Source organism: Labrys sp. 22185 (assembly GCF_052045555.1).
GTDB classification, from domain to species: Bacteria; Pseudomonadota; Alphaproteobacteria; order Rhizobiales; family Labraceae; genus Labrys; species Labrys neptuniae.
Map to the genome: position 1 here is coordinate 1 of NZ_JBQEPH010000034.1, position 26,600 is coordinate 26,600.

Genomic DNA, 26,600 nt, shown 5'->3' on the forward strand with positions numbered 1-26,600 from the left:
TCTCCCCTGCCCTTCGGCCGCGGCGAATTCGCCGCCTGGCCGAAGACCAGCACAGGATCATGTCAGAGCCGGCTAGGCCGGCGGCGTCATCACAATCTCGATCTGAATGCCAGTGTGGGATTCAGGCCATCAATCTACGCAACAGAGCTTAGGGCTCTGCCCATCGGCGCGCTCCAAGCACCTTCCGCCCAGCTTCGGTCGCTGCGCTCCCTGCAGCCGGTTCCCCGCGAAGGCGCTTTCCGCTTGCACACCCGCTGTTCCGCACGAGCTCGGGAAGCAGGCGGGGCCTGCTTCCTCGGCCAATGGAGACCGGAATGACGATTTTCAGTGTGCAAGAACTTGCGAATGTGTGTGTCGCTGCCGTCGAGCTGTTGCCGACATCGGCGTTGATGGCCGGCTTGGCGGAGCGCGATCGGCACCCAGATCGCATGAAATCCCAGGTCGCGGATCTGCTCGAAGCGTTGAACGATCTGCAGGGCGACAGCCCCCTCCCCTGCCCGGCCGCGGCGATCGTCGCGGCAATGAGCCGAACCGCCGACCTGCAGGCGGCGCAAACGACAGTCGCGGCGCTCATGGAGGCGGCCGTGGCTGGCATAGGGAGGCAGGGCCGGTTCGATCGGCGTCTCTATGCTCTTGCCGCCTTGGGCGGCGTGCTCGAGGCCGCGAACAGCATCGCGAGATGCTGAGAGCGAGGCCGCCCCGAAGGGCGGCCTGGCCGTTAGGCCGAACGGCGTCGCCGGATCTTCCGGCGATTGTCGTTGATCGCCTTCGGCACCTCGGTGCCGATCTCCAGCTTGACGAACGGCGGGAGGCTGAGCGTCAGCTTGATGCTGCAGGTGCTGCGGCGTGCCAGCCGGGCCAGTCGGGTGCGCAAGCTTGCGAGCATACGGGTGATTACCTTGAAGATCGTCATATCTACTCTCCTGAAGTGGATTGCGGAAACCGCGCGGGCGTTGAACGCCGGCCAGGACAGGCTTGCATCCGGAGGAGCGCAACGAAGTGGAGCACCCTGCTAGCAGGGTTGCAGGCGTGGAATGGACGGCGTAGCCCTCGCAAAATAGGTTTGCGCGGTCCAGTTCGGCGATATGACGATCTTCAAGGTGTCGAAAAGGCGGATGTTCTTGTGTTCCCGACTGGCCCGGCTGGCAGGTTTGCCCTCTGACCGGCCGGCATGACGCTACGTCAAAAGTGCCGTATACCGCACTCTGTAGAGGCGTGAGACGGTTGGCGAGCAACAGAGGAGACTCGTGATGGCTCTATTTACAGCGCTTTATGGCCTGCTGGTGGTCGTGATGATCCCGGTCCTGCATCGTTGGTCGCTGAAGCGGCCTGGCGAGGCCTGAGGCGGCAGGATCAAAATTGTAGCCTCCAGCCGGAACGCACTTCCGAGCGCCGCCGCATTGGCACAACGGGCATTTTGCTCTATATTCTCCAGGTGGAGGCCGGGCCGAAGCCCGACCCCCGATATCGTCAGATGATGAATTGGACCCGGATCGAGATCTGCCAGGATCTCCGGGTCCTTTTCATTTCAAACGAGATGCTTAGCGGCATAAGCCACATCGTCATCTTCCCTGATTGAGCGGCAAGGCTGATGCCTCAGCCATGGAAGCCTATCCTCCATGGTGAGCCGCTGGCTCGGCCCGGCTGCTTCTGCCGCTCAATCCCGCGACACTAGCGCTGATTCCTACGAAATTGGTAACGGCCGGTCGAGATTTCGCCCGATGCGATCGTAACCCGCATGGGCGGAGACCTTAGGCTCCGTTCGCGCAGCGAATAGAGCGCGGTCGGCGTAGCCGACGGGCCCAGCACCTTCATATCTGACCGGAATTGACACGGACCCAATCCGACCATATCGAACCCGCCAATGTAGACATTAGCAGAACTTTGCAGTGCAAGGTATTGAAAGAGTTCACAAACACCACAAAGCTCAGGCACTATCATTAATGCATGGAACCTATAAGCAACGCACAGGATGACATTTTCAAACCCCGCCCAGATAAGGCGGAGGCAGGCTGACAAACATCCACATTTGCCAACATTATATGTGCAAACATTTGCCAACATGAGCCAGCACTGACGGGTCATGTACTGCAGGATCCCGACGGGACCAACAAAGATCCGATCGGTCCACTCCCAGCAAGTCCGGATCAGGCCCAGCTGACACCTTCCCGACAATAACCAGATGTTAAAGGTCTCTCGGGCACTATCGGCGTAAGGCTGATCCCAGCAAGCTTTGAACCTCACGGACGGGACTGATTCATGCCCACGATCACAACTGCGAATGTGAAGGGCGGTAGCGGAAAATCGACCACCACCCTCGTTCTGGCGATGACCCTACTGGCGGAAGGCGCTTCTGTGCGCATCATCGACGCGGATCCTCGCGGCACCGTCTCAAAATGGGGAGCTGCCAAAAAAAGCAAGCACGCCGACATAGTCGTGACGCCGCCGCCTGGCAGCGATCTAACCGAAATCATCGACGACCTGGCCGAAAAGGTGCAGTTCGTGTTCGTTGACGTGCAAGGCTCAGCCAACAAAGAGATTTCCGAGGCAATGAGCCGGGCTGATTTCGTCCTGATCCCGTTGCAGCCCAAAGAGGCCGATGCCGAGCAGGCCGCCGACGTCTTCACGCTGCTGCGCAGCCAAGAGAAACTGTTTCGGCGGCAGATTCGACACGCCTTGGCGTATGTGCGGACAAGCCCCGCGATCATCACGCTCGAGGAAAAGCAGGTGCGTGAAAGCGCCAAACGGGCAGGGCTTCCGTGCCTCGAGGCGACCTTGGTTGAACGAGCGGCTTTTTCGAGGATCCACGCCGACAAGCTGACACTCGAAGAGATGGATCCGAGCATACTGTCGGGCCTCGAGGCAGCGAAGAAGAACGCGAAGGCGTTCGCAAGAGAATTTCTGACCTGGCTTATGGAAGAAAGAGCTGCAGCATGACCGACCCCTTCGGCAAACTTTCCGAGATCCCGACGAAGACGGCGCGGCCGTCGAAGGACATGGACGTGCTCGCGCAGCGAGCCGCCCTGGAACAGGGTTTCCATGTCCAAAGCTCTGCGCCGGTGCCCGTGCGCACCTTTCGGCCGGCTTCCCGCGGACCGATGACCAACAAGACAATCCGGATGACGATCGCCGACTGGAACGCGTTCCAGGAATATTGCGAGCGCAATCGCCTAAAAGCCGGCGAGGGCTTCGGTGAACTCGTGCGCCATGTCGTTCGCGACGGTGGTGATGACTGAGCGAGAGGGCAGGGAGCCTCGACAGCACGATTGTTTGCCGCCGTTAGGCTCCGTGTCGATCGGGGCCGAGCTCGTCTGAAAAAACCGCCGGCGGAGGAGACGTCCAGACCTTTGCCGCCCTTGTGGCGGTTGGTCTGGCGAGCTGCGCAGCCGGCTTTGCGTCGGAGCTGCGCCGGCAGGCGCGCTGAATCAGAAGGGGAGGGGGCGGAAGACCGCCCCCGGCCGTTCTAGAAGGGGATGTTATCCCCTTCCGGCTGAGCCGCCTTGCGGCCCTTTCCAGCCGCCTTCTTGGCCGGTTCCTCTTTCTTGGCCGGGGCGCCGGAGAGGAGCTCGAAGGTGTTTGTGAGGCGATCGGTGGTATACACCGTCTCGCCGTCCTTCTCGTACTTCCTGTCCTCGAGGTTGCCTTCGACCAAGACGAAATCGCCGACCTGGCGTTTCGTTTCGACCCACTCGGCCTGGCGGCCGAAGACCGTCACTGTGTTGAAGCGCACCCGATCGTCGTAATCGCCGTTGTCGAGTTTCACCGAGTAGTTGGAGGCGACCGTCACCCGCAGGGTCTTGCCGGCGCGGTTGATCTTGGCGATGCGGCCGATAAGGCGGAACGTAGCTTCGTTGTACATGGTGGTCTCTCCTGGTGTGGGGCGCCGCCCCGTTGCGATGAAACCCTTCGCCGGCCGCCACTAGAGCCGGGTGGAGCGGGCCATTGGCCCGTCAAGCGCAGCGCCGATCCTGTCGGCCGGCGCAATTTTGCCTCGCGAGGAATGACCCGGAGGGCAGGGGAAAATTGTGTCCGGGCAAGGACGAAACCCGGGTCGGCGGCCATAGAGGAAGTTTCGTAGATAGCAACGGGGCGGCGCCCCACACCGGGCCAAGACCAGCACGGCATTATCAACGAGGATCCTTGCCGATCATTTGGCCATTTCGCTAGGCGCGACGCATAGGTAGGGCCCTGCGGGTGACGGTCACCGATCTGGCTCGAGCTGGAACGGCCTAGCGGGATTTCCCACGGGCTGAGCTGAGAATGCTTGAAATAGAGGGCGCCAGGCCACGAGCGCGAAACGAACCAAGGGCAGGGCAAGTCAAACAAGCGAAGGTCGAAGGCGACCTCGAGGACAGGCGGCGAGGGGATTGGCAAAGGGCGGTTTTTCCAACCTCGCCATGGGACGCGGATTGTCGCTAAGCGAAGGGGCTGCCGGCTAGGAACCAGGGGTCGGCAATCCGGGCAATGGCAAGACGCTAGGAGTTCGGCACAGGTGGCGCGCAACAAGCCCGGAATGGCGGGGGAACGGTTGTTCGTCCCCATCTATTCCGCTTCGACGTCCTTTGCCGCCATAAGCACAAAAATGCTGGCGACGAAGTCGGTGCCGTAACGGGTCTCACCGTTCTGTTGAAAGGTGGTGGACTGGATCCGACCCTCGGCATAAACCCGAGCGCCGCGGCCGACATGATCAGCTGCCCATAGGCGCTGTTTCTCCGACAATAATGTGACTTGGATGAAATCCGTTGCTTTACCCTGCCGGCCCTCTGCGGGAGCCCGTTCAGTCGCTATCGTGATTTTCACGGCATTATCATAGACGTGCTTGGAAGCAACGTTGCCCATAAGTTGGAATCGATTGAGGTATGCCATCGGCGCCCTGCCACACTATGCCCTACAGATAGTTTCTATTACACACATATCTCTCGCGACAGCGAGAGTTCGAGTCAGATCTAGGCCGCGTCATTTGTCGTGGACAATATGGCCGCCCCAAGAAAGTAAAAGCAGATCGCGACCAATGCGAGAACAGCGCCCCCCAGAGGCCCCAAACCGGAAATGGCAACGAGCAACGCAGCGGCAAACATGCCAATGATTGCAACCACTTGAAAGAATTTCCCAACCAGCACGCGTGATCGACTCATCTGTGTCACTCTGGGCCCGGTGTTGCTGTTGCGATGCAGAGCAAAATAACTTTCACGCGGCGCACCAGCGCGGCGCAGAGCGACATTGGCAATCCACTTGCTCAACCGAACGATAAGCGATATTATTTAAGTGCGCAAGATATCACTTACCGGATCGAAATGCTCGAGCTGAAAGAATCCGGAACTCGCCACTACCCTAGGAGAGGCCACTTTGGGCTGTTGTCATCGGGAAGAACCGTGCAACAGCCCTCCTTATTTGGCCAGCACCGCCACCTCTAGGTGTAGCGAATGACATCGACCCGCCTCGTCAGCATTCAAGCCTTGTCGGACGGGGAGGGGATCGACAGCGGAGAGACCCGGACAAACCCGCCCGACGTGTTCTAAGCCTCCTACAGCCGTTGCACCCGCCCCGAACGTATGTGCCGGTCAACGAGATCTCGTTCTGCCGGGAAAGGGTGCCACTGCCAACCAGTATGGGAAAAGCCTGCTAGGACTAGCGGAGCGTCGCGAAAGCGTTTCAACGCGTAGTACAGTGCTAAAATCCCGCTGCTAGGCGCGACGTATTCAGTTAGGGTGAGCTGCCGAAGCGACAGGTCAACCTCGTCGTAGACCTGACGGTCCAAAACAACCGTCTTCTTTCCTTGGTCGGCCGCGAACTGTGTGAATGCGGGCGTGTAGTCATCACAAAAGTCGGATAGCTCAGGCCGCAGTCTCACTAGACCATCCCGAATTTCGCGAAACTTCCCGGGCTCTCGCACACACCAAATCTCCCCAGCGTCGGTCGTAGCCTGATGAGTCCTCCATGCTAAGGATTCCGACATGACACGACCAGGTCGCCCCGTGTTGCAGACCGCGAGGGCGTGCGTCGTGCCCGGCAGAAGCTCGAAGGTTCGGCATTCATTGAAACGGACGACGAAGGTGGCGTCAGCCATCGTCTCCGCTGCGCGCTCTGAAATCGGTCCATTGCCTATGAGAAGGATCATCAGTTCAACCTAGAACGGCACCGGCGCCTGTCGATCGACAGATTGCAGCTGGGAGGAGACTGCCTCGTTAATCCTTGCTGCAAGCAACCCGAGGCCCTTTGCGTAGAGGCGCTCGTCAGGAAAGGTCGATAACCAGTCGGCATGATCCATCAACATCGGTGCGAGGGAAGATAGAGCGGAGTGACGCACCAAAACGCGAGTGCTGCGGTCAGTTGAGGCGGCAGCCGACGACAAGCCACGCTTATTGAGGGCATTCTCGATCGTGAACCTAAGGCTGAGAAGAGTGCTTTGCGCCAAGGTAATGGCGTGTCGCAGCGCCGCGCAGGTAGTCGGAGAGGTGAGATCAAGGGCGGAGATGTCGGCCGCGGCCTGCTGTTGCCAGGCGGCGAGGTCACGAAGTGCGAGGCACACTGCAATCCAGTCTGGATGATTGAGCCGCAACTCCAGGGCAGCTGACCTTTGTGTCGCCAGATGGGGGAGGGCATGCTCGATCATTATTTCTCGCTTTCGAGGACGGCAAGAGCCACGGGGCGGTAGCTGCCATCCGGGCCCAAGTAGCGATACAGCGTGGCTTTCGATACGCCGAATTGTGAGCAGATGTCCTGAATCTTGGTCTGCGGATTGCTCAGTGCCGCGGCCGCCATTCTAAGCTTTGCCGCCGTCATGCCTTTGGGGCGGCCGCCCAGGCGACCACGAGCCCGGGCAGCCTCGAGCCCCGCGAGCGTGCGCTCCCGGATCAGCGATCGTTCATACTCGGCGATGGCGGCCACAATGGCGAAAACAAACCGCCCAGTCGGCGCGGTTGTATCCATTGCGGTTCCGAGCCCGGAGAGCACATGCAGTCCAATGGACCGGTTTCCGAGATCCTCCATCAAAGACATGAGACTTTTGACGTCACGGCCCAGGCGGTCTATTTTCCAAACCACAAGGGTGTCTTCACCTGGCCGCAAGGCCTTTAAGCAGGCGGCAAATTCTTTGCGTTCCCGAACGCCGGACGCGTGATCGATATAGATGCGATCGCGCGCGACGCCGGCGGCGGTCAGAGCATCGATCTGAAGGTCAACCGACTGCGACCCGTCAGCCTTTGATACGCGCGCATATCCCAAGAGCATTTTTTTGAAAACGCCTTTCTTAAAAACGGCCGTTTTTAAGACCGCGGCCATTTCTCCAGAGCGACGGGTATATCTACCCCATCAAATGTATCAAAAGTGGTCTCAAAATCTACGCCTCTTTTTGGGTTCGGCTCCTTTCTTTTGAGACACCCATGCCGGGAAGGGCGCGAGGGTTCGGCTTGGCTTCATTGGAAGCCAATTGGAAACTCAGGTGGTGCTGTGTTGGGCAGAATGTTCAGCCGTGAAGCCGCGTTGGTCGCCGTTAGGCGACGACCGTAGGTCGCCCGGAGGGCCTTTGCGGCTTCATGTTACGGCTGTCCGCTTATCTTCTCGCTCTTAGATATAGAAATAGGTGGGGATTCAGTCTGCTTAATAGACTCACGTTTACGGCCAATGAGCGCTCCGAGGGCGGCAAGTGATTTCGAAAGCGCCGTGTCTCCGTGAAGGAACGCGGGCAGCTCCTCTAGGCTCAATTGAGCCTCGTGACTGGCGAGCATGCTTTCGCGCTGCTTTATGGCATCCTCAACATCAATGGGAAGGGGAACTGCCTTGGCAAATCGGCCCAGCAGGGCGCGGGCACGCTCAGGAAGGGAAAGCCTGTAGGCATTGCTCGTTTGCTGGACTTGCGGTCCACGTCCTTCATTGCCGGTAGGAATATACCGGCGCATCCAATCGAGGAACCCGTGGTCGCGCAGCGCCTTAAGGGCTGAGACAACAGCACCGCGCGATCGGCGTAGCATCCTCATAATTGTGTCGATGGACGGATCGAGGCGTCCAGACCGGAAATCGACCAAATTCGCGAGCAACTCGATAAGCTCAATTGCTATCCCCCCGAGCGGGCCGGACCGCGTGCCTGGCTGACGCCCCTCGCGATCATATCGCTTCGCGGCTCGAACAATCTGCTGCGTCTCCTGGCGGGTCGTCCGGCGCCAAATACCCGCTTCGCAATGATGCGCCCGGTAGGAATGTCTCCGAACGGGGGTGCGCGGTACAGCCGTTCCCTCGCGCGTGTGCGCGTGCACGCGCGCGAGGCCAATGCCTGCTGCAGAAGCTGCTGATTGAAGACCATCAAAAAGAGTGGCAGGGTAGGTGCTATTCAAAGTTTGGGGGACGTGTTTATCCGTCCCGCGCCTGAAGCCAGGTCGCAAGCTATCGTTCCGCTCCATGAAGGCGGTTCCTTTCGGGCAAAGCTCCGCCGTCGAGAGAATCGCAACTGTCTTGACGCTGACATGGAGATTCGATAGCTTCACAACTGGCTAGGTTGCTAGCTATCTCCATGGACGGCGCCACCCGGCAGTGGCAATTTCCTGGCTGAGCTAGTTTTCTAAACAAAGGCCTCAGAGTTGGCGCTCTGGGGCCTTTCTATTTGGGCCGTCAGCGATGGCGTTCCGTCAGCACCTCCGTGTTCGGATTGGCGAGATACGCCGACAAGATCCGTGTAACTGCTTCCTGTCGGGTAAGATCGTACCGTTGCGCTAAGGAAGCCAAGGCCTCCTCAAGATCGAGGGGCGCTATTAGCTCAATGCGCTTGAAGCCCCGTTGCAGCTTGCTGGCACGGTTCTGCATCACGCTCCGGCTCTTCGCAGTAGGGATGTGTCGCATAGGCACCTCGATGTTGGCCGAAAGGGTAACCGGTTTCCACTGAGTCGCAAAAACCCAAAATTCCGGCCCCCGATCCGACTATCATGAAGACTGCGTCTGAATTCGCGATTCGGCTACTGGGCACAATATGCCCATCCCCACTACGCGCTACAACATAAATGTAAGGGGAGGTCGCTTTCCGAAAGGTGAACGCCGGATTTGGCCGCAACGCCGCGCGGTATTTGTCAGGTCGATGGGATCCCGCTTTGAGGCGCTTCCGCCATCACCCGGATGTCCACCAAGGGATGATAGATATATTTTCTGCCACCACCGTGCGATGTCTGAACCTGGGTGCGTCCGATGATTTTGGCATCGTAGAGCGACTTCAGCATCTTATTGACGGTCATGTAGTGAAGCCGCGTACGCTCAGTCAGGGTGCCGGCGTTCACCTCCTCGCCGTGCTCCGTCATCACAATGATCGTCGTATAGAGCCCGAGCTGCTGCATCAATTGAGCGCCGGAATACTTCATATTGCCCTCGGCGAAAATCCGGTCGGCAGCTGCCACCAGGACAGCGACCAGGCCGGCTCTCACCAAGGCATATTCCGTTTGCATAGTTTTTACAACGCCGTATGACTTAAATGGAAACTGCGTTTCGGCCATGGGCCAACGCGATCTTGGTCACTGTACGTATTTTCGGTATGAAAGCTACATGAGCCGGCGAGGGGCCCGTGAGGATCACCGCGCTGGTTCACGCGGCTGGAGGACCGCTTAGAGGATCGGTTTCCCGGTGGGACTTTTGTCCCGCCGCTCCAGCGCGTGAGATTGCCAGTTGACTACGAAATTTTGGTTGGAGAGCTTGTGGGACACAGAGGGCCGAAAAGGCGGCGCCGTCTCCTACAGACTGATCAATCTTGGCGAGGCCAATCTCGCCAACTTCACGCTGTCGATCACGACTGTCACTCGGCCCGCGCATAAGCTCGCTTGCGTGAATGCCGAGCTTATCGGGCTGTCGGGCAGCGATCAGGAATTCAGGCCTCCGGCCGGATCGAATTTCTGCCCCGGCGAGGCGTGGAGCTTCGTCGTTGATGAAGTTTGCTTCCCGGCCAGGCGCCGGAATGATGGTCCGAGATCTGCATATATCAATCTGCCGGATGGAACGCGCCACCCGGTCGAGGTTGGGGACCTGCATTTGTCGCCACTCGGTCAGGCCTCGCCGCGAGGGAGATCGAATGGCGAAGCGGAAAATTTGAGGCTGGCACTTGTGCCATGGCCGGCAGAGGTTGCGGTTACCCAAGCTGATGGCAACCACATTGTACTGGTGGTCAATGGCAATGAAACCCTCGTCGAACGGCAAGCGGTTGCGGAGATCAATTCACTCCACAAACGGCTGTTTCCGGTCGAACGACTTCCGTTCGCCTTGGCAGATGTACCAGGGGGAAGGGCTCTGCGCCTGCAGCCCGAGGCCGACAAATATCCCGAGAGTTACAGGCTGGAATTCTCCTCGAGCGCGATCAACCTGGTCTACGGTGACGTTCCTGGTCTCCGATACGGCTTGATCTCGCTCGCACAGCTCTTGCGCGGATCCAGAAGAGATCCGCGGACCTTCGGATTTCCTGACACGGGGCGGATCATCGATGGCCCCAGGTTTGGATGGCGGGGCTTGATGCTCGATACCGCGCGACATTTCTTTGGCCCGCACGATGTCATGCGAGCGATCGATGTCGCGGCCTGGTTCAAGCTCAACATTTTCCATTGGCACCTTACCGACGACGAGGCTTGGCGGATCGAAATCAAATCGCTTCCTGCCTTGACAGGGCAGGGCTCGTCGGAAGCCGTGGCTGGACCTAGTCGCACTCGGCCGTCGGAGGGCTTTGGCCCCAGCGCAGGTTATTACCGCCAGGATGAAGTACGCGATATCGTAGCCCACGCCAGCGACCTGGGATTGACCGTTGTGCCCGAGATTGACGTACCCGGGCACAGCAAAGCGGCTGTCGCCGCACTTTCGGAGTTGACTGACCCACGCGAGCCGCCTGAGAGCTATCGCTCGGTGCACGGTTACGCGAACAACTGCCTGAATCCGGGACTGGCATCGACATACCGCTTCCTGGCAACGGTACTGGACGAGATCCTCCCGCTTTTCCCCGGGCCCTACATCCATGTTGGCGGCGACGAAGTTCCTGCAGGCGCCTGGCTCGAGTCGCCCGCCGCCAAGTCCTTCGCGAACCAGGAAAGCTGCCCCTTCGAAACGACGGCAATGCAAACCCGCTTTATGCGGAAGGTAGAAGAGCTGGTGTCGATCCGCGGTCGGCAGATGTGCGCCTGGGATGAGGTCGGAAGTGAGCCCCAAGTTCAAGGGTCTCCCCCTGTTCTCATGGCATGGAGGTCATTCGATAACGGCGCCAAGCTGGCAAATGCCGGTTACAGGGTAGTCGTAACCCCAGGTCAGGCCTATTACCTCGATATGGCTCAAGGACAGGATTGGCATGATTTAGGTGCCACCTGGGCAGGAGTAGCGACGCTTCGCCAAACCTATGCCTACGAGCCCGGAAGCGGATTCGGCGACGAAACAATAGCGCGTCTCTTGGGCGTGCAAGCGTGCATCTGGACCGAGCACATCGACGGCCGAGATCTTCTGAACCTGCTCGCGTTTCCACGCCTTGCCGCGATCGCGGAATCGGCATGGACGCCGCCGAGTTCAAAGGCATGGGACCGGTTCCAAGCAAACGCGGGCCTCTGCCCGCAATTTTAGTAGCGCCGATGGGGCTGGCGCAGTCGAATGGGAAGGAAAAGATGGGAATGCTACGATCAAGTGTGTTTTTCGGCCCCGCTATGGTCGCTGCCCTGCTCCTCCAAATGGCGCCGGCTTCCGCCGACGGCGCTTGCCAGCCGGGCGTTTTTCTTACGATTGGCGGAAACGTCAGCAAGCCCAACAATGCGAAGACGAAGACCTATGACTTTACCGAGGATGAATTCCTGAAGCTGGGCTCGCGAGAAATCACGACCGCAACACCCTGGACAAGGACCTCAACTTTCAAAGGACCCCTTTTGACGGACATCATCAGCCAGGCTGGAGCAAGCGGGAAGGTGATGCATCTCCGGGCACTCAACGACTTCACCGCGGATCTTGATATCGAGGAAGCCAAGAAGTACGGAGCGATCGGCGCCTACAGCATGAATGGGGAAAGGTTGCAGGTGAAGGATTTCGGGCCAGTATGGGCCATGTTCCCGCGCGACGCCTACCCAGATGAGTTGAACACCCCGTCGGCCATTTCGAAATATGTCTGGCAGATATGCAGAATCGACGTCGACTAAAACGGGCAGCAAAGTGGGGAGCAGGTATCCTCATTGTGGGCGCAGCGTTCGGCTCTCTCACATATATAGGTCGAGACGCTTTTGGTTTTCACAGCTTCTGGGCCAGTAGGCCGGAGGCCGGTCCCTTCTATTGGCCGGGTGCGCAAGCCAACGTCGCCTTTCAAAATGTTCGGACGGATCTTCTCCTGGTCGCTGCCGGCGCGAGCGTTCCTCCACATAAGCTCCGGACTGAAGTGGATGTCCTTATTTCGCGTATAAATCTGATCACCCGGCCGTCGGAACTGAATGACACATACAGAAAAATCCCCGGATATGCTGCGGTAGAACCGACTCTGATAGAGTTCGCCACGAGAATACTCCCAAGCATCGAAAGCAATGTTTCCCCCAATGCCGCTAGCGAACTTCTGCCCCAGTTCGATGAACTGAATACAAAGTTATTGAGATTGAGCAATGAAGGCTGGATAAAGGACGGAGATCAACAAGAAGCCACGCTTCGTGAAATTGAACGCGACAAAAAGATCCTGCTTTGGGCGAGCGCTGTGTTGTTCCTGCTTCTGCTTGGGGTCTGGTTTCTCTACGTTCGCCTACGCCGAGCAACAGCCGGTCAACGTGAGGCACTGGAAGCGGAGAAAGCAGCCGTCGATGCCAAGGGGCGCTTTTTAGGCATGGTGAGCCACGAGCTCCGCTCGCCGTTGCAAAGCATCGTCTCGGCCCTCGACATGATCGAGCGGGCGCCTGGCCTGGCCGGGCAGGTGGAATGGACAGACAGAATTCGGCGTTCAGCCAATAGCTTGACCGTGCAGCTTAGGGACATGCTAACGCTCGCACGGGCCGACAGCGGATGGATCGAATTGCGCCCTGACGTATTTGACGCCAGCGAACTGGTGCACGCCGTGATCGAGCCATTGCGTCTCCAGGCTGCGGAAAAAGGGTTAGCGGTCAATGTTGATGTGCCGGATGGCCTTTTCGTCGTCGCCGATGGCGCGCGGATCGAACAGATCCTCCAGAACTTGATTGGCAATGCCATCAAATATACCGAAAGCGGCAGCGTATCGGTCCAAGCGGAGCTAAGGGGAGACCGCGAAACGCGGGTTCTGTTCAAGATTAGTGACACGGGACCCGGGCTTCACCCGCCTTTGCTGGATGCGCTCAACAAAGGGGCAGATGTTGCCTCCTCTCGCCAGCCATCACGACGCGGGATAGGCTTAGCGGTCGTTCAGACCCTTGTGCGGCAAATGGGTGCTACCCTGCACGCCGAACGAGGGGAAGGAGCTGGGGTCGTCGTTTCGGTAAGTGTTCCGGTGGTTGTCGCCGGCGACAAACCGCCCCGGCTTAACGCCGTCGAGGGGAGGGTTCTGATCGTTGACGACAGACCCGATCTCCTGGAGGGTTTAGCCAGCGTCTGCCGCAGTCTGGGCCACACCTGCGATACGGCGAGCTCAGCCGCGGCTGCTCTGAACCATGTGGCTGCCCACATTTATGGAACGATCATCATCGATCTTGAAATGCCGGGAATGTCTGGCCTTGAGCTGGCAACGCAGATCCGCAACCAGGCCCTTAACGGAAAGGCGAAACTGGTTGCCCTGTCCGCATCTGCGAACCTGCTCGATGCCGATATCAAGTTGTTCGACCAGGTTCTTGATAAGCCAGTGCCACGAGATCGGCTGACTGATATACTCAGGTTCTAAAGGCCGATGCCAATGCAGCAGCGATTATCGGCATGCTAGCGGGTTTCTCGAAAAATTTGAGATTGTAGCGTGCCAGCGCACTGGCGATATCCTGCTCGTCGGCGCCACCGCCGCGCATTTGTCCTGTCAAGACGATGATTGGGCAGGAAGGATCGCGCGCGCGAATTGACCTGATCAGTTCGTGAACGGTTTCGCGGCGGTTGGATTTCTCAATTACCCAATCGAGCACATACCCGTCAAACTCACCCGCCTCGGCGATCCCCTCGAGGGACTCGAATCCTTCGACGTCCATCCCTATTGAACGCAGATAGTCGAGAATGGTCGCCGTCGTATCTGCGTGGTCATCCAGGATCGCCACTCGTGGGGCATTCTTTGTCGACCGGTACATGAGGCGAGCGACATCAAAGGCCGGGAGCGACAAGTCCGGAGTCGAAACCACGACCTGCCACGCGGAATCCACCTGCACCGCAACCAGCTGCCCAGGGCGCGCCGGCAGTAAATTCCTACCTTTCACAATTCGGCAAGGAAACGACTGAGAGTCGACAATCATCGTCGCCGAAATTGCATTATCTTCCCCCAAGGTGACGAGATCCGACAGGGACTCGCCGAAGTGCTCGGCAAGCGTCCTCAACTCCTCCAAGGACCATGGGGCGTTCGTCGTGAGGCGGCGCTTGCCGGCCGAATAGGACAGTCCCAGAAGTTCGGTTACGACGGCTGAGTGCTTATGTTTGGGGATCGCGTGCCGTTCCAACAGGGCACGAATGCACTGCGCTGCTAGAGACGGTTCGTGGCCGATCGGCGGCGCTGGCTGGTCAACCATGTTGGCCTATTCATAGAGACGGGAAGAATCAAATGGCGGCGACGTCACCTCGTTCATAATTCATGATTGAAGAGGTGGAAACCGGTTACCGCGGACCCTTTCGGACAGCGGTATCATAGTAGAATCGCCGTGTCGCGCTGGGACCAACTAAGTAGTTATACAGACGGTAAAGCAATGCCGTAACGATAGACGCCGAGTGCGGCAAACTCCAAAGAAAATGCTTGCTTTAAGCAGCACAGCCGATAAAACGATCGTTACGCGCCCCGTTTAGCCAAAAAGCGCGCGCGTGACGCTCACATTTGCCGGACGATCTCAGATTGCAATTTCGGGATCACACCGGCGGAGGCTACAGGTTTCATGGGCTTGCACGAGACGAAGCTGCAAATCAACGGAAACGTTCCGTCGGTGACCTCGGCAGAAGGGTGGAGCTCGATTGCCAACTTCTCGCACCATGATCCTGATCTATTGCAGGCTTACGCCAAAATACTTCTAGAGCTCGGACGGGGCTCATCGAACAAGGATGCCTTGGAGAAGGCCGTCGATGCATGGTCGGAACTTGCCGCGCATCGACTCAATTTCTTGGACGGATTGATCCGGGACCTTTCGCGCGTCAGGGCTCCTCGCCGGAACTAGCATCTTTCTTTGAGCGTGATCTCTTTTTGACGGGTGTCGGCGGCTGCGCTCCCGGATTGATTGGCTCTCCGGTCGCTATCATATGAGCTTCATTGAAGGCCTGCGCGGCGTCCTCTCGGATCCGCAGCGTCAATGAACGCTTCCCGCCAACGCCAGAGTTCGTCGAGGTCCGTTCGATAAGGCCGCGCTGCTCAAGAACCCGGGTCGTCAGATTCATATGAGTGGTCGACGTCTCCGCCAGCCGGGCCAATTGATTGCCCGTCGGAGCACTCCCTTTCAGCGACTCCATATATATGAGATTGAGCGTGCCTAGCATCCGATACCTTGTGGCCTCGGAATCCTTCGGGAAACGCGAGGCCAGGACAAGGGGTGTCAGCGCTGTCATATCCACCCTGGACGGCGGCGCAGGCGGAGCGAGCGCGGCCGGCGGCTCCATCATCTCCAACACTTCCAGGCCAATAAGAACCAGGCTGCCGATAACCTGCGGGATGCGCTTCTGTTGCCGCTCGGCAAGTTTCTGCACTCGAGCATGAACGGCCGGGTCGATATGAGCATAAGTCTGGACTTTGTCGCCCAGCACCTGCTTGACCCACTGACGATGGTACTTGTTCGTTTTGGCGCGATCTGTCGCGTTATCCTCAGACATACTCATGTCATTTACCCGAGCGCATTGCCTGGAACAAGATCGCGTTCGGATGCGTGAAATCTGAAAATGCCCACAAACCCGTCTTCTGCCGCTGGGCCACCTGCTCGGCCACCTGATAGGGTTTGTACACTGGCTGCCCCTGATTTGTGAACGCTGCAAAGCCAAAACCTTGCGCGATCAACACCGACCCAAGATCTAGGGTGTTGGTACCTATATGGGCCGAGCAAATTACCAGCGTGACAGCTGGCCCGCTCGCCGATGCCTGGATCTGAGCGACAGCGCTGCATGTCGGCCTAGTATCTCTAACGAGCGCCGCAAGAACTGCCAGGGAAGCCTCCCCGCAATCCTGCCGCACGCCTGCGGCGTTGGTAAAAAAGGTGCCACGAATACAGGACTGAACGCCATAGAGCCGCAACCGTTGCCCTTGCTGCTCCCAGCTATCGCCGGTGAGGAAATTCACACCCGTTTGCGGAATTGGAAAAACGTTGCTCGGCCGCGGCGGCGGAGCGCTACCTTGTGCCAGCACCGGGGCTGAGAGAGCGACCACCAGCATGGCTGCCAGCGATGAACGGAACAATCGCATCATGTCGGCATATACCCACAAAAAAAGGGGGGCGGCACTGGGCCGCCCAAGGAGAGAGAGCCGGGGAGTGGGCTCAGCCGATCGGTCCATTCACGACGATGTCGCCGGCACCCGGAACGGGCGTGTTCGAGGCGACCTGTGTCGTCGTGTTGGTTGGCAGGTCGCCTGGGCCGACCATGCAGCTTCCACCGCTTTTGCAGGTCGCAGCGGCCTGGTTGATTTTGCCCTGGATCGCGCCGCCCCATGAGCAAATGCTCTGATTATTGCCGTCGAGATTCGCCGTGCCATTGCGCAACGTCGCACCCGTGGCCCGCACGCCACCATTGCCGGCACTCGGACATTGCCCATTGTTCGCCTGCATGAACTCGATATCTTTCTTGCAGATCAAGGGGCCGAACTGGAAACAGGCCGCTTTCATGCCGGCGGTTACCGGCGTCCCTCCGATCGATGCGTTGTTCACGAGCGACCCGTAACCGCCTGACGTGTTGGAGTTGCCGACCTGCTGAGCCCAAATGTCGACCTGTTGCTGCAGCGGGAGGTTCAAATACTGCTGGGGCGTCATCCCGGCGGGAAGGTTGCTGCGGGTCAACTGCAGAACGCCAAAGTTGTTGCCGTTGGACGCACAGGTATTGCCTCCGGACTCAGCCATGGCGGCGCCACCGAAATCACATGACGCGTTCTGGAGCGTGCCGTTCGCTGTGGAGGAATTGCGAATGGCATTGGAAACGTCAGACGCCGACACGACCTGGCAGGCGGCAAAGGCGATCGTGGGTTGGACGAACAAGGCGATGGCGGCGCTCGCCGCAAGAACGGATCGAAGCATGCGTAGTGCCTCCTAGTTCAAGGAATAATTGACAGCGTCGGCCTCGGCCCGACCGTCCGCGAAGGTGCGAACCTTCATCTGCATAGAAGCGGGATCGAACGAGACGAGTGTGGCGTCCGTCTTGCTGTTGTTCGACGATGTGTCATAGCCCTGTTCGCCGCGCACCATATGGACGTCGAAGTCGTCGACTTGCTTCAGCAGCTGGAGCTTGCCGCCCTTGTCGAGGACGATACGGGCCGGGCAGTAGAGATCGTTTTGGGTAGCCGACGATGTCGAGCACTGGTCATTGACGACGCTGACGATAATCCGTCCCTTCGGGCTCTCGAAGGCCGTCGAAAAGAACTCCGCCACAAAACCTGCAGATGGCTGCGCACTCAGAACGACTTCGCGCGCCTTCTTCAATTGAGGCAGGCGGTCGGCCCAAATCTGCAGCTGAACGTTCTTGGGATCCTTGCCGGAAATATCGACGGTATGAGCCAAAAGCCGCTGTTCCTTGGCAGGCGCAGCTATCGCAGTGGCCACGAAGGCGGATGCTACCGAAACTCCGATCAGCAAACACAACTTGCGCATTATCGGTCTTCCTTCTCAATGGTCTCGGCGAAGCAGGCTCCGTCCTGATTTCCGAGCACGTGCGGAACGCGGGTGTACAAAGGGTCAAGCGGCAGCGCGGGGAACCGGCTGCAGGCGGTCATGAAACCGCCGAAGCTGGGCGGCCGCCGCTTGACCCTGCGTTGAGGGCAGGCCCTAAGCAATAAAGCCGTCATGGCAAAAGCTTCTCCTGCAGGGGAATATTGGCAGAGCAACCAGGCACAGCCTCGTGATTGATAAGCGTCCCAAGCCGGAACGAGCGTCCCTTGGGATCGTATGCGACGAAAGTGCCGCCCGCTTGTAGGTTTTTTGTCGGGTCAACTGTCTCCAGAATGCAGCCCTTGCGACCGCTGGTGACGGTAACCTGGTTGCCGGCGTAGATCGCGATCTTGAGCGGGCAAAGTTTTACAGAGACATTCGCGCTGGCATCGTAATGTTTGGACGTGCAGCCGGTCGCCGTATTGAGAATGCTCACAACGGCGACCTTGTCGGTTCCTCGCACCACCATGTGAGATTCCGTCGCTGGAGCGTGGCCTCCAGGTTGAGAAGCCGACGGGCCGTAAGACTTGTCGTTGGCCGCGAGATCTTGCGCCCACAACTCGGCGTAGGCAGCGTTGTCAGGGGTGACCGTGGACAGGTCCGCATAAATGATCGGTCGCCAGGCTTGCGGATCATCAAGTGGGGAGGGTTCATTGTCCTGAGCCTTCGCGGTCGACGCGAACGAGACAAAGCTCGCGGCAAGGAGCGGCGCCGCGATGATCATCCAAGTCCGAACTTTAGCCACGAAACACCGTCACGACGCGGGTGAAGATCCGTGCGACCCAGGCTACGATTGAAATGGCGATGCCGGCAGTCAGGAGAGCGGCAATCGCGATCAGGGCAAGGGCTCCAAGGAAGTGCAGCCAAGATGCGTCGGCGTGGAAGCCGGCAGAGATCCAGACTAGCCCGAAAACCAGGCCGAGGGCAGCGAGAACCGGCAAGGCAGCAAGCCATGTGAAACCCGCCCCCGCCTCGTAGCAGTCTCGGTAGCCGAAGCGTCCGTCTATTAAGCGCATGGTATCTCCTGATGGTGGCACAGCGGCTATAGCGAGAACCACAAGGTGGTGGGCTGGCCGCCTTTGGGCGTGATGACAATGGAGTAAGGATCAGGTCGTCTCGGCCGGGGGCTGGTTACATATTGGGTAGACGCGCCGCCATCCTTCACTGATCCGGGAACTCGGACCTGCTTTCCGCACAGTTCGCCCTGGCCGCTGGCAGTGAACCCGCCACCCCCGCCATCCTTGCCTCCGAAGCTCGCCATAGTTCCTGGGGTCGTGCCCGACGGGCAGGGGAGATACGGCTCGTAGCGAATGGGTCCTTGCGTCCCCCCTTCCGGGCAACTCGGCCACGGCCGGCCCTTTGCCAGATCGTGAAAGAGTTTCTGCATCACTGGGACGCAGTAGGGAATTCCCGACCAGCTCGGGCTGGTGGCGGCGGAACACAGCAGCACCTTGCACCCAAAGGAGGCGTCTTGCGCGCGGGCGTTATCCACACTGTGAATAAGCGCCACAGCTGCAATGACCCCGCCTGTTAGCAAGCTCCTATTATTCATATTCATCCTATTTTCTCCAAACACTCAGTTTAAGCGAGAGAAGCGACGATCGCGTCCAAAACGATCAAAAAAGTTCAGATACGGCGCCAATATCGGACATTCATAGCCGCTTAATCATGCCATCGGCTACAGCTAGCGGATTTCAGCGCCCTGTGAAACGTCCCTCATTAACCCTGCGACAAATAAGCCACACATGAATAATATGCATTTTTTCAAACTTGTTCAAATCAATAATGGAGTGTAATGATGGTGTTCGACGCATGGCGCGGGGTCGTGACCTAGCTGCCAGTCGAGGTGCCCAAAGCAATCGGAGAATTCCGCCCATGAGGCGAAAGCAATTCGCTGTACTTGTCCCAATATTCGTAAGCACTTCAACGATGGTGTTAGCGAACGCTTGGGCACGAGATGCGTCATTCGAGAGTGTGAGGCTGCCAGCCGTCAAAGTTACCGCCTCAGAGCCGGTCAATGATGCTGGAACAAAACCAAATCAGCCCATGAACAATTCTGTTACGAGTTCCGAACCGACTGGCGGTTCCTCAGGTGAGGCGCCGAGATGCCCAAATGGCGTGCTTCCGGTGGAAAAGGTTCAAGCCATGATCCGCGAGGAAGCCGCGCGGCAGGGCGCGGACGCCAAGCTTGCCCTGGCCATCGCCGGCCGAGAGTCCGGATTTGGGCAAAACAATAATTCGGCGAAAGAAGCCCGCGGGATCATGCAGCTGATCCCGAGCACAGCTGCTCTTTATAATGTGACCGACGCCTGCGATGCCGCCCAGAACATTCGCGGCGGCATCGCCTTTATGAAAGACCTGCACGCGGAGTTCGGCGGCAACGTCATGCTGATGCTCGCCGCCTACAATGCAGGGCAGAGGAGCGTCTATAACGCTAAGGGCATACCGGACTTCCGCGAGACCGTGAAGTACGTCGCGGCGGTATCGAACGCCTATTACGACTTTCCGAACGCGTTGCAACGCGGACGGAAGAATACGGCTGCAAAAGCCTCGCAAGGCCAGCAGACCGGCACAGCCTCGGCTCAAGAGATCAAGCCGATTAACGACCCCAACCTCGCAAACCCCAGCAAAACGGCCGCCAACCAATGGATTGGCGGCCAGGTTCTATACGTCGGAGATTCAAATCCATGACCAAACTGTTCGGCACCCGAGCGGTGCACTTTGGCATGCTGGCACTGCTTGTTGTGCTGGCTGTCGGGAAGATTGACCCCGCCCTTGCGCAGACATCGCAAGCGTTCCAGCCATTGAACACAATGGCAAGCGACGTGCTGAGCTTCATGACCGGATCGTTCGCCGTAACTTGCGCAACGATTGCAATCGCCGTCCTCGGGTTCATCGCGTTTCGCGGCATCATCCCCTGGGCCGGGGCGATCTCTGTGATCGTCGGCATCGTGTTCATTTTCGGCGGCGCTCAAATCGTCCAGGGCATGAGCGGCGGCCTGGGTGGCGGCTGAGGAGCGCGTCGATGGCTTACCAGCCGGACAGGCCCGTTGAAGTCGCCCCCCTGATCCTGCCGCTGACACGCCCCACACTCGTGTGGGGCGTGCCACGCGGCGCGTTCATTTTCGAGGCGATGATCGTTTCGATGATCTTCCTGCAGAGCCGCAACATATTTGCGCTGCTCCTGTTCCTACCGATCCACGCCATTCTCTACATCCTCACCATCCGCGATCCGAGGTTCATCGACATCATCTCGGTGTGGCTGAAGAAATGCCTTCCCGTCCCGAACCGTTCGTTCTGGGGCGGAAACTCCTACATCCCTTGATCGGATTGAAGCCGTGAGCCTAGCGCGCCCCGTACGAACCTCCCTGCAATATGGCCGCGAAATCGGACGCGAAAAGAGCGTCTCCGAGAAGGTCCCTTACGCCCGTCACATCAACAACGAGACCATCCGGACCAAGGATGGCCTCTTCATGCAATTCATTAAGGTCGAGGGTTTCTGCCACGATACGGCGGATCAATCGACAATCGACCAGAAAGCCGCGATCCGGAACATCTTCGTTCGGAGCCTGGGCGACAGCCGTTTTGCTCTTTATTCGCATATCGTGCGGCGTGTCGTCGAACCAGTTGCACTTGGCTCTTTTGAAAATGCGTTCGCCCGCCAGCTCAACGATCGCTATATGGACGGCCTTCGCACAAAGCGCCTCTACGTCAACGATCTCTATCTAACGCTGATCCGTAAGGGTTTTGCCGGAAAGGTTGGCGCGGCCGACAAGATCATGCGGCTTTTCCGCAAGGGCGCCGGCGTGTCGCAGGACCTCCTGGAGAGGGAGGCCGTCGCCGAGCTGACACAGAACACGGCGAACTTTGCCCGCGACATGGCCTCCATCGGCGCTCGGGTGCTGACTGTCATCAAGGACGAGCGAGGAAGGGTTCGCTCTGAGCCGGTGGAATTTCTAGCTCAATTTTTGAATGGCGGCGTACCGCAGGAGATGCTCCTGCCGCGCATGCCGCTCGATGAGTACTTGCCGACGCGGCGGATCTCGTTCGGCAAGCGGCAGTTGGAGTTGCGCGGCCCCGTAGACAAGCAAACGCGGTTCGGCGCCATGCTGGGGATCCGGGAATTCACCGACCGAACCTTTTCAGGCGTGTTCGACGAGCTCCTGAAAATTGACGGTGAGTTCATTGCCACGCAGTCGTTCGCACTGGCCGATCGAGCCGAGTCCATCCAGCACATAAACCTCGTCGAACGGCAGCTGCAGTCGTCAGACGAACGCGGCACCGAGCTCATGCAGCAGGTTGCACAAGCCCGGGACGAGATCGTGACCGGCCGTGCCGTCAACGGGAAATATCATTTTACGCTGATGGCTCTCGGCAACTCCGTTCGAGCCATGGAGGCTTGCGTCACCGACCTAATCAAGGTGGTGCAGAACCAGGGCATCGTCTCCGTCCGCGAAGACATGAATATGGAAGCGGCATTTTGGGCACAGATGCCCGGCAACTTCGAGTTCATTGCCCGGAATCCCGTGATTTCTTCGGCCAACTATGTTGGCTTCGCCTCGTTCCATAATTACGCCGTTGGCAAATCGACAGGAAACCATTGGGGACCAGCAATCTCCTTGCTCCTTAGTAAGAGCAAGACGCCTTATTATTTCAATTTCCACGTTGGGCAGGTCGGAAACTTTACAGTTGTCGGCCCCACGGGTTCGGGCAAAACAGTCGCTCTTTCATTCCTGATGTCGCAGGCTCTTCGCGTGCGGCCAGAACCGGCCTGCGCCTTCTTCGACAAGGATCGTGGCGGCGAAGTTTTCATCCGTGCGCTTGGCGGGCAATATGAAGTCCTGGAACCAGGCGTCGCGACGGGCTTCAACCCTCTGCAGGTCGACGACACGCCGGCTGATCGTGATTTCGTGCTCCAGCTGCTGCGCCTACTGGTGCGGCCACGCGGCAGCGCGGAGCTCACGGTCGAACAAGAAAAGATCATTGAGCAGGCCGTCGAGCAGATTTTCCAGGTGCCCAAGGAAAAGCGCCGGTTCCACGAGGTCCGCCAGCTGCTGACCGGCAGCGAGCGGCAAGGACATGACGACCTGCGCTCTCGTTTCGATATCTGGCTCAATCAGCGCGGTTGGCTATTCAACAATGAAACTGACCGCTTCGACGCGAAAAAGGCAATCATCGGCTTCGACCTGACCAAGGTCCTGGATGATGACGACATTCGCTCAGCGGCGCTCGGCTACATTTTCCACCGCATCGAGGGCATGCTCGACGGCGTCAGGCCTTTCATGATGTTCATCGACGAGGGTTGGAAGATCCTCAATGACGAGCGGTTCTCCTGGTTCCTCAACGACAAGCTCAAGACCATTCGTAAGCTGAAGGGGCTGGTCGGATTCGGCACCCAGTCGGCTGCCGATATCGTGCGCTCGAAGATGGCGCGCACGATCATCGAACAGTCCGTCACCAACATGTTTTTCCCAAATCCCAAGGCGGACGAGGAATCCTATCAGAAGGAAGGCTTTGGTCTGACTGACGCCGAGATGGAGTTCGTCCGCACCACGCCGCCGGAAATGAGGCAGTTCCTTATCCGGCACAACAATGACTCTGTCATTGCCACCCTGGACCTCTCCCACATGCTCGACTTCGTCAAGGTGCTGTCCGGAACCCCGGAGCGCGTTGCCGAATGCGCGGAGCTGCGGGCCCGCTACGGCGACGATCCGGAGGAATGGCTTCCCTACTTTTGCGGTTGGAAGAAGGAGCACTAGCACGATGCAGATGAAATCTCTGTTCCTCGCGGCAGCGCTGATGCTGGGCTTCCTTTGCCCGGCTTTAGCGCAAGTGCCGGTGAGCGACGCAAAGCGGCTTAGCGATGAGACCGGCATCGCAAACTGCATGGCGAAGGCCAGGGCCGCGACGGATTCAACCGTACAGCCCGAACAGCAGATCCACGGCTCGGTATCCACGCCCGGAAACGCCGGTCAATCCGGGCAAGTCGGGTCGGCCAATGTTACCGGTTCGGCTGGCGGCAGCTACACCATCCCGGCGGTCGGAAATATCGGCAACAACGGCGTCGTCAACGGCATCGACTTCGGTTCGGTGCTGCAGGTTGCTGGATCGATCGAGTCTTTAAAGGGCAGGAATGTCGTCCAGGCCGTGGCCGCAGCCGCAGCCATTGCTTCTGCCCTGCAACAGAACAATTCCAACTGGCAGGCCTCCAGCTCGGCGATCGGAAGTGCCAACGGGATCCAGGCGGCATTCGATCAAAACAGCGGAACTCGGGTTGGCACTGGTGCGGCCTGGAACCAGGCAGTGCAAACCGGGAATGGCTGGCTGGCGCTGCAGAACCAACGTCTGATGGATCAAACGGCAGCTTCGGCGGCCCAGGCTCAGGTCATGACCTATGACCAGGCCAAGGCTGGGTTCGTCGCGCCCAAATCTTCCGCACCCGACAATCAGCAGACCGTCGACAAAGGCCAGACCACCTACGGCAATGTCGCCGGAAATCTCAACACCATCCAGTCGGCGGCTCAGGCCGGCGACGTCGATACCGGCTCGATCGCCGGACAGTAAGGAGAGCACATCATGAAGTTTCTTCGATCTATTCTCGTGGCTGCCGGACTGATCTGCACCGCTGCAACAGCGCATGCGCAGGTTCCGGTTACCGATGCGGCGGTGTTGTCGCAGACCCAGCAGACGGCAAGCAACACGAATTCGATCATGAATTCGAGCCAGCAGATCCTGCAGACCGTCAACAAGACATTGGCGGCGGTAACCGGAAATCGACAGACGGGTAACCTGGCCCAGGCCGCACTTGGCAACGGCTTCTCGATGGGCGGCGCGCCGGACATGAGCTCGCTGTTGTCGAGCGGGCAGATGAGCTGGGGAAATCTGGGTTCTCTGGCGAACGTCGCCACTCAAGTGCTCAACGGCCTGAAGCTGGTGAAGACCATTTCGGGCAATACCAACATGGCCAACCTGAGCGGTCCCGATCGGGCCTATCAGGGCGCGGTGAATACGGCAGCGGCCCTGACCGGAATGGTGCAGGGCACTCAGCAAAGCGCGATGTCGCGCACCCAAGCTTTCACCGCAGCGTCGGCTCAGATCGGCACGGCTCAGGATATTAAGGGGTCGATCGATCAAAACAGTCAGCTGCAAATCCAGAACGGACAAACCGTCAACGAGCTGATCGGCGTGATGAATGCCAACAATGCTGCGCTGAATGCCCAGCAGCAGGTCGAGCTCGCGGCTCAGGCGAAGGCAGCATCGGTCATGTCCTACGACCCGAGCAAGGCAACCTTCCTGGGGGAGGGCCAGTAATGGGCCGGCAAGCCAATCGATCCAAGGGCATGGCGAGGAAACTCGCCCTGTCCGTTCTGCTTGCCGGTGCAGGCCTCCTGCTGGTGGCCTGTGCCGGACACAAGGACTTGATGGCGCCGTGCTCGGCGGCCGCCGACTGGTGGTCGAGCACCGCCTATGCCGCGACCAAATGCGGCCCGATGCGATCGGTCAACTGACGCCCCGCATTGCGGTTGGAGACTTCGAATGAACGCAGCTGATATCTTCGGGGCGCTGTTTGGCCGGATCGACTCGTTGGGCAATTCCATGGTCCAGCAGCTCTATCAGGCGCTCACGCAATCTCTCGCCCCAATCTTTTGGGCCTTTGCCGCCATCGCCGTCGTGTGGTGGGGTTATGAAATGATCGCCGGCCGGGTCGGTCTGTCGGGCAGCGTGTTCGCCTGGCGTGTCGGGCGAATTGCGCTGATTTATATGATGGCGTTCTCCTGGACCAACTTCTCGCCGCTCGTTGCAGACGTGATGATCCAGACGCCGAACGGCGTTGCCGCAACCGTTTGCAGCGCGGTGCAGGCTACCGGCTGCGATCAAAGCTCGAGTTCGATGTCTCAGGCGCTGAGCAATATCTGGGCTACCGCGCAGCAAGCGTCCAGGAACATCACTGCCGCCGGCGGATGGACGGGCGTCGGGCTGATGATCCTTGGCATCGTCATCCTGGTGATTGTTGGCCTATTGCTCGCGATCGCCGCCGCACTTTTGATCCTGGGCAAGATGGCGCTGTTCTTGATGCTGGCAACGGCTCCAATTTTCATCGCCATGGCACTGTTTCAGTTCACATCAGGCATGTTCACCGGCTGGATGACCACGATGTTCCAGTACGGCCTGGTCCTTCCGGTCGTCGTCTACGGAATTCTCGGCATTATGCTGGTGACGCTCAATGCGACCATGAATCAGCTCGCTGCACAAATCAGTGATGGCAGCGCGACCGTCGACATGACGCTTGTCGCCCCGTTCGTGCTGATGTGCGGTGTCAGCTCCTATCTGTTGCTGCAAGCGCCCAATATCGCCGCTGGCATTGTCGGTGGCGCACGGCTTGAGGCCGGCCGGCTCGTTTCGCCGATGCTGCGAGCAGCCGCCCTGGCTCGCAACGCCACCGGATACGGGATTGCTGCCGGCGCCCTGCAGGGTGCGCGAGGCGTCGGTTATGGCGTCAATGCAGCGCGCAACGCTTGGACTGGGCGCAACGCCGCCCTGGAAGCAGCCGTGAAGTCGGCTCGCTCGTGATGGCTTGAGCCCGCCGGCTTGGGGAAGCCAGCGGGCTCAAAGCACGAGGTCGCGGCCGCGGGGGCTGCGGCTGATTGATCAAAG

General features: G+C 58.9%; 28 protein-coding genes. 14 read left to right on the forward strand and 14 right to left on the reverse strand.

Going from position 1 to position 26,600, the window contains the following annotated elements; genetic code table 11:
- Positions 1 to 314 precede the first annotated feature (314 nt).
- Positions 315 to 686 carry a hypothetical protein gene (locus ACTJKX_RS32670; protein ID WP_440727805.1) on the forward strand — a complete coding sequence of 124 codons (372 nt, stop codon included), beginning with the start codon at positions 315 to 317 and terminating at the stop codon, positions 684 to 686.
- A 32-nt stretch (positions 687 to 718) separates the two neighbouring features.
- Here ACTJKX_RS32670 and ACTJKX_RS32675 read toward each other — a convergent pair whose 3' ends face one another.
- Positions 719 to 913, reverse strand: coding sequence for a hypothetical protein (locus tag ACTJKX_RS32675; protein ID WP_440727806.1), 195 nt, complete (start codon positions 911 to 913; stop codon positions 719 to 721).
- Between the two features lie 1,346 nt (positions 914 to 2,259).
- Between ACTJKX_RS32675 and ACTJKX_RS32680 the strand changes: the two genes are divergently transcribed.
- Together ACTJKX_RS32680 and ACTJKX_RS32685 are read left to right on the forward strand one after the other, a co-directional pair.
- Positions 2,260 to 2,937: an AAA family ATPase gene (locus ACTJKX_RS32680; protein WP_440727807.1), complete on the forward strand. Its 678-nt coding sequence runs from the start codon at positions 2,260 to 2,262 to the stop codon at positions 2,935 to 2,937.
- A complete protein-coding gene (locus tag ACTJKX_RS32685) occupies positions 2,934 to 3,236 on the forward strand; it encodes a hypothetical protein (RefSeq protein ID WP_440727808.1) in 303 nt (100 codons plus the stop codon). Before ACTJKX_RS32680 ends, ACTJKX_RS32685 begins: the two co-directional genes overlap by 4 nt.
- A gap of 227 nt (positions 3,237 to 3,463) precedes the next feature.
- Here the strand turns inward: ACTJKX_RS32685 and ACTJKX_RS32690 are convergent, their stop codons facing one another.
- The 6 genes from ACTJKX_RS32690 to ACTJKX_RS32715 all read right to left on the reverse strand — a co-directional run bounded on the left by ACTJKX_RS32690 (position 3,464) and on the right by ACTJKX_RS32715 (position 9,473).
- Entirely contained in the window at positions 3,464 to 3,859 is a 396-nt protein-coding gene (locus ACTJKX_RS32690) for a single-stranded DNA-binding protein (protein ID WP_440727809.1), read from the reverse strand.
- 683 nt (positions 3,860 to 4,542) lie between these two features.
- Entirely contained in the window at positions 4,543 to 4,866 is a 324-nt protein-coding gene (locus ACTJKX_RS32695; RefSeq protein ID WP_440727810.1) for a single-stranded DNA-binding protein, read from the reverse strand.
- A 1,261-nt stretch (positions 4,867 to 6,127) separates the two neighbouring features.
- Positions 6,128 to 6,613, reverse strand: coding sequence for a hypothetical protein (locus ACTJKX_RS32700; RefSeq protein ID WP_440727811.1), 486 nt, complete (start codon positions 6,611 to 6,613; stop codon positions 6,128 to 6,130).
- Complete coding sequence (locus ACTJKX_RS32705; RefSeq protein WP_440727866.1) at positions 6,613 to 7,230, reverse strand: recombinase family protein; 618 nt, start codon at positions 7,228 to 7,230, stop codon at positions 6,613 to 6,615. Before ACTJKX_RS32705 ends, ACTJKX_RS32700 begins: the two co-directional genes overlap by 1 nt.
- A 308-nt stretch (positions 7,231 to 7,538) precedes the next feature.
- Positions 7,539 to 8,396 (reverse strand): helix-turn-helix domain-containing protein, encoded by an 858-nt coding sequence (locus ACTJKX_RS32710; RefSeq protein ID WP_440727812.1) that lies wholly within the window; start codon positions 8,394 to 8,396, stop codon positions 7,539 to 7,541.
- Positions 8,397 to 9,056: 660 nt separating this feature from the next.
- Positions 9,057 to 9,473 carry a hypothetical protein gene (locus tag ACTJKX_RS32715; RefSeq protein ID WP_440727813.1) on the reverse strand — a complete coding sequence of 139 codons (417 nt, stop codon included), beginning with the start codon at positions 9,471 to 9,473 and terminating at the stop codon, positions 9,057 to 9,059.
- 196 nt (positions 9,474 to 9,669) lie between these two features.
- Between ACTJKX_RS32715 and ACTJKX_RS32720 the strand changes: the two genes are divergently transcribed.
- The 3 genes from ACTJKX_RS32720 to ACTJKX_RS32730 are packed head-to-tail and all read left to right on the forward strand — an operon-like array spanning position 9,670 to position 13,813.
- On the forward strand, positions 9,670 to 11,562 hold the full coding sequence (locus tag ACTJKX_RS32720; RefSeq protein ID WP_440727814.1) for a beta-N-acetylhexosaminidase: 1,893 nt from the start codon (positions 9,670 to 9,672) through the stop codon (positions 11,560 to 11,562).
- The gene (locus ACTJKX_RS32725) at positions 11,493 to 12,125 is read left to right on the forward strand and encodes a molybdopterin-dependent oxidoreductase (protein ID WP_440727815.1); all 633 of its coding nucleotides are present in this window, start codon (positions 11,493 to 11,495) and stop codon (positions 12,123 to 12,125) included. Before ACTJKX_RS32720 ends, ACTJKX_RS32725 begins: the two co-directional genes overlap by 70 nt.
- A gap of 35 nt (positions 12,126 to 12,160) precedes the next feature.
- A complete protein-coding gene (locus tag ACTJKX_RS32730) occupies positions 12,161 to 13,813 on the forward strand; it encodes a hybrid sensor histidine kinase/response regulator (protein WP_440727816.1) in 1,653 nt (550 codons plus the stop codon).
- On the opposite strand, the gene ACTJKX_RS32735 is transcribed toward ACTJKX_RS32730, so the two are convergent.
- From ACTJKX_RS32735 to ACTJKX_RS32765, 7 genes are all read right to left on the reverse strand, one after another.
- The gene (locus ACTJKX_RS32735; RefSeq protein WP_440727817.1) at positions 13,803 to 14,633 is read right to left on the reverse strand and encodes a helix-turn-helix domain-containing protein; all 831 of its coding nucleotides are present in this window, start codon (positions 14,631 to 14,633) and stop codon (positions 13,803 to 13,805) included. The genes ACTJKX_RS32730 and ACTJKX_RS32735 overlap by 11 nt on opposite strands.
- Before the next feature lie 610 nt (positions 14,634 to 15,243).
- Positions 15,244 to 15,918 (reverse strand): hypothetical protein, encoded by a 675-nt coding sequence (locus tag ACTJKX_RS32740; protein WP_440727818.1) that lies wholly within the window; start codon positions 15,916 to 15,918, stop codon positions 15,244 to 15,246.
- A gap of 1 nt (position 15,919) precedes the next feature.
- Positions 15,920 to 16,498 (reverse strand): thermonuclease family protein, encoded by a 579-nt coding sequence (locus ACTJKX_RS32745; RefSeq protein ID WP_440727819.1) that lies wholly within the window; start codon positions 16,496 to 16,498, stop codon positions 15,920 to 15,922.
- A gap of 70 nt (positions 16,499 to 16,568) precedes the next feature.
- Positions 16,569 to 17,318 carry a hypothetical protein gene (locus ACTJKX_RS32750; RefSeq protein ID WP_440727820.1) on the reverse strand — a complete coding sequence of 250 codons (750 nt, stop codon included), beginning with the start codon at positions 17,316 to 17,318 and terminating at the stop codon, positions 16,569 to 16,571.
- A 12-nt stretch (positions 17,319 to 17,330) separates the two neighbouring features.
- Complete coding sequence (locus tag ACTJKX_RS32755) at positions 17,331 to 17,888, reverse strand: hypothetical protein (RefSeq protein ID WP_440727821.1); 558 nt, start codon at positions 17,886 to 17,888, stop codon at positions 17,331 to 17,333.
- Positions 17,889 to 18,078: 190 nt separating this feature from the next.
- Positions 18,079 to 18,669: a hypothetical protein gene (locus ACTJKX_RS32760; RefSeq protein WP_440727822.1), complete on the reverse strand. Its 591-nt coding sequence runs from the start codon at positions 18,667 to 18,669 to the stop codon at positions 18,079 to 18,081.
- Between the two features lie 13 nt (positions 18,670 to 18,682).
- Entirely contained in the window at positions 18,683 to 18,961 is a 279-nt protein-coding gene (locus ACTJKX_RS32765) for a hypothetical protein (RefSeq protein ID WP_440727823.1), read from the reverse strand.
- A gap of 1,129 nt (positions 18,962 to 20,090) precedes the next feature.
- On the opposite strand from ACTJKX_RS32765, the gene ACTJKX_RS32770 reads away from it, so the two are divergent.
- The 8 genes from ACTJKX_RS32770 to ACTJKX_RS32805 are packed head-to-tail and all read left to right on the forward strand — an operon-like array spanning position 20,091 to position 26,516.
- Positions 20,091 to 20,636, forward strand: a complete 546-nt coding sequence (locus ACTJKX_RS32770) for a lytic transglycosylase domain-containing protein (protein ID WP_440727824.1) — start codon at positions 20,091 to 20,093, stop codon at positions 20,634 to 20,636.
- A complete protein-coding gene (locus tag ACTJKX_RS32775; RefSeq protein WP_440727825.1) occupies positions 20,633 to 20,959 on the forward strand; it encodes a TrbC/VirB2 family protein in 327 nt (108 codons plus the stop codon). Before ACTJKX_RS32770 ends, ACTJKX_RS32775 begins: the two co-directional genes overlap by 4 nt.
- Before the next feature lie 11 nt (positions 20,960 to 20,970).
- Entirely contained in the window at positions 20,971 to 21,270 is a 300-nt protein-coding gene (locus tag ACTJKX_RS32780; protein ID WP_440727826.1) for a type IV secretion system protein VirB3, read from the forward strand.
- Positions 21,271 to 21,283: 13 nt separating this feature from the next.
- Positions 21,284 to 23,704 carry a VirB4 family type IV secretion/conjugal transfer ATPase gene (locus tag ACTJKX_RS32785; protein WP_440727827.1) on the forward strand — a complete coding sequence of 807 codons (2,421 nt, stop codon included), beginning with the start codon at positions 21,284 to 21,286 and terminating at the stop codon, positions 23,702 to 23,704.
- A gap of 4 nt (positions 23,705 to 23,708) precedes the next feature.
- Positions 23,709 to 24,509: a hypothetical protein gene (locus ACTJKX_RS32790; RefSeq protein WP_440727828.1), complete on the forward strand. Its 801-nt coding sequence runs from the start codon at positions 23,709 to 23,711 to the stop codon at positions 24,507 to 24,509.
- 12 nt (positions 24,510 to 24,521) lie between these two features.
- Entirely contained in the window at positions 24,522 to 25,256 is a 735-nt protein-coding gene (locus tag ACTJKX_RS32795) for a type IV secretion system protein (protein WP_440727829.1), read from the forward strand.
- 29 nt (positions 25,257 to 25,285) lie between these two features.
- Positions 25,286 to 25,453: a hypothetical protein gene (locus ACTJKX_RS32800; RefSeq protein ID WP_440727830.1), complete on the forward strand. Its 168-nt coding sequence runs from the start codon at positions 25,286 to 25,288 to the stop codon at positions 25,451 to 25,453.
- A gap of 28 nt (positions 25,454 to 25,481) precedes the next feature.
- Positions 25,482 to 26,516, forward strand: a complete 1,035-nt coding sequence (locus tag ACTJKX_RS32805; protein ID WP_440727831.1) for a type IV secretion system protein — start codon at positions 25,482 to 25,484, stop codon at positions 26,514 to 26,516.
- The last annotated feature ends 84 nt before the right edge of the window (positions 26,517 to 26,600 follow it).

Excerpts from the sequence above, each read along its gene's own strand:
- ACTJKX_RS32670 (WP_440727805.1), top strand. The coding sequence starts at position 315 with ATGACGATTTTCAGTGTGCAAGAACTTGCGAATGTGTGTGTCGCTGCC.
- ACTJKX_RS32675 (WP_440727806.1), bottom strand. The coding sequence starts at position 913 with ATGACGATCTTCAAGGTAATCACCCGTATGCTCGCAAGCTTGCGCACC.
- ACTJKX_RS32680 (WP_440727807.1), top strand. The coding sequence starts at position 2,260 with ATGCCCACGATCACAACTGCGAATGTGAAGGGCGGTAGCGGAAAATCG.
- ACTJKX_RS32685 (WP_440727808.1), top strand. The coding sequence starts at position 2,934 with ATGACCGACCCCTTCGGCAAACTTTCCGAGATCCCGACGAAGACGGCG.
- ACTJKX_RS32690 (WP_440727809.1), bottom strand. The coding sequence starts at position 3,859 with ATGTACAACGAAGCTACGTTCCGCCTTATCGGCCGCATCGCCAAGATC.
- ACTJKX_RS32695 (WP_440727810.1), bottom strand. The coding sequence starts at position 4,866 with ATGGCATACCTCAATCGATTCCAACTTATGGGCAACGTTGCTTCCAAG.
- ACTJKX_RS32700 (WP_440727811.1), bottom strand. The coding sequence starts at position 6,613 with ATGATCGAGCATGCCCTCCCCCATCTGGCGACACAAAGGTCAGCTGCC.
- ACTJKX_RS32705 (WP_440727866.1), bottom strand. The coding sequence starts at position 7,230 with ATGCTCTTGGGATATGCGCGCGTATCAAAGGCTGACGGGTCGCAGTCG.
- ACTJKX_RS32710 (WP_440727812.1), bottom strand. The coding sequence starts at position 8,396 with ATGGAGCGGAACGATAGCTTGCGACCTGGCTTCAGGCGCGGGACGGAT.
- ACTJKX_RS32715 (WP_440727813.1), bottom strand. The coding sequence starts at position 9,473 with ATGGCCGAAACGCAGTTTCCATTTAAGTCATACGGCGTTGTAAAAACT.
- ACTJKX_RS32725 (WP_440727815.1), top strand. The coding sequence starts at position 11,493 with ATGGACGCCGCCGAGTTCAAAGGCATGGGACCGGTTCCAAGCAAACGC.
- ACTJKX_RS32735 (WP_440727817.1), bottom strand. The coding sequence starts at position 14,633 with ATGGTTGACCAGCCAGCGCCGCCGATCGGCCACGAACCGTCTCTAGCA.
- ACTJKX_RS32740 (WP_440727818.1), bottom strand. The coding sequence starts at position 15,918 with ATGAGTATGTCTGAGGATAACGCGACAGATCGCGCCAAAACGAACAAG.
- ACTJKX_RS32745 (WP_440727819.1), bottom strand. The coding sequence starts at position 16,498 with ATGATGCGATTGTTCCGTTCATCGCTGGCAGCCATGCTGGTGGTCGCT.
- ACTJKX_RS32750 (WP_440727820.1), bottom strand. The coding sequence starts at position 17,318 with ATGCTTCGATCCGTTCTTGCGGCGAGCGCCGCCATCGCCTTGTTCGTC.
- ACTJKX_RS32755 (WP_440727821.1), bottom strand. The coding sequence starts at position 17,888 with ATGCGCAAGTTGTGTTTGCTGATCGGAGTTTCGGTAGCATCCGCCTTC.
- ACTJKX_RS32760 (WP_440727822.1), bottom strand. The coding sequence starts at position 18,669 with ATGATCATCGCGGCGCCGCTCCTTGCCGCGAGCTTTGTCTCGTTCGCG.
- ACTJKX_RS32765 (WP_440727823.1), bottom strand. The coding sequence starts at position 18,961 with ATGCGCTTAATAGACGGACGCTTCGGCTACCGAGACTGCTACGAGGCG.
- ACTJKX_RS32770 (WP_440727824.1), top strand. The coding sequence starts at position 20,091 with ATGATCCGCGAGGAAGCCGCGCGGCAGGGCGCGGACGCCAAGCTTGCC.
- ACTJKX_RS32775 (WP_440727825.1), top strand. The coding sequence starts at position 20,633 with ATGACCAAACTGTTCGGCACCCGAGCGGTGCACTTTGGCATGCTGGCA.
- ACTJKX_RS32780 (WP_440727826.1), top strand. The coding sequence starts at position 20,971 with ATGGCTTACCAGCCGGACAGGCCCGTTGAAGTCGCCCCCCTGATCCTG.
- ACTJKX_RS32790 (WP_440727828.1), top strand. The coding sequence starts at position 23,709 with ATGCAGATGAAATCTCTGTTCCTCGCGGCAGCGCTGATGCTGGGCTTC.
- ACTJKX_RS32795 (WP_440727829.1), top strand. The coding sequence starts at position 24,522 with ATGAAGTTTCTTCGATCTATTCTCGTGGCTGCCGGACTGATCTGCACC.
- ACTJKX_RS32800 (WP_440727830.1), top strand. The coding sequence starts at position 25,286 with ATGGCGAGGAAACTCGCCCTGTCCGTTCTGCTTGCCGGTGCAGGCCTC.
- ACTJKX_RS32805 (WP_440727831.1), top strand. The coding sequence starts at position 25,482 with ATGAACGCAGCTGATATCTTCGGGGCGCTGTTTGGCCGGATCGACTCG.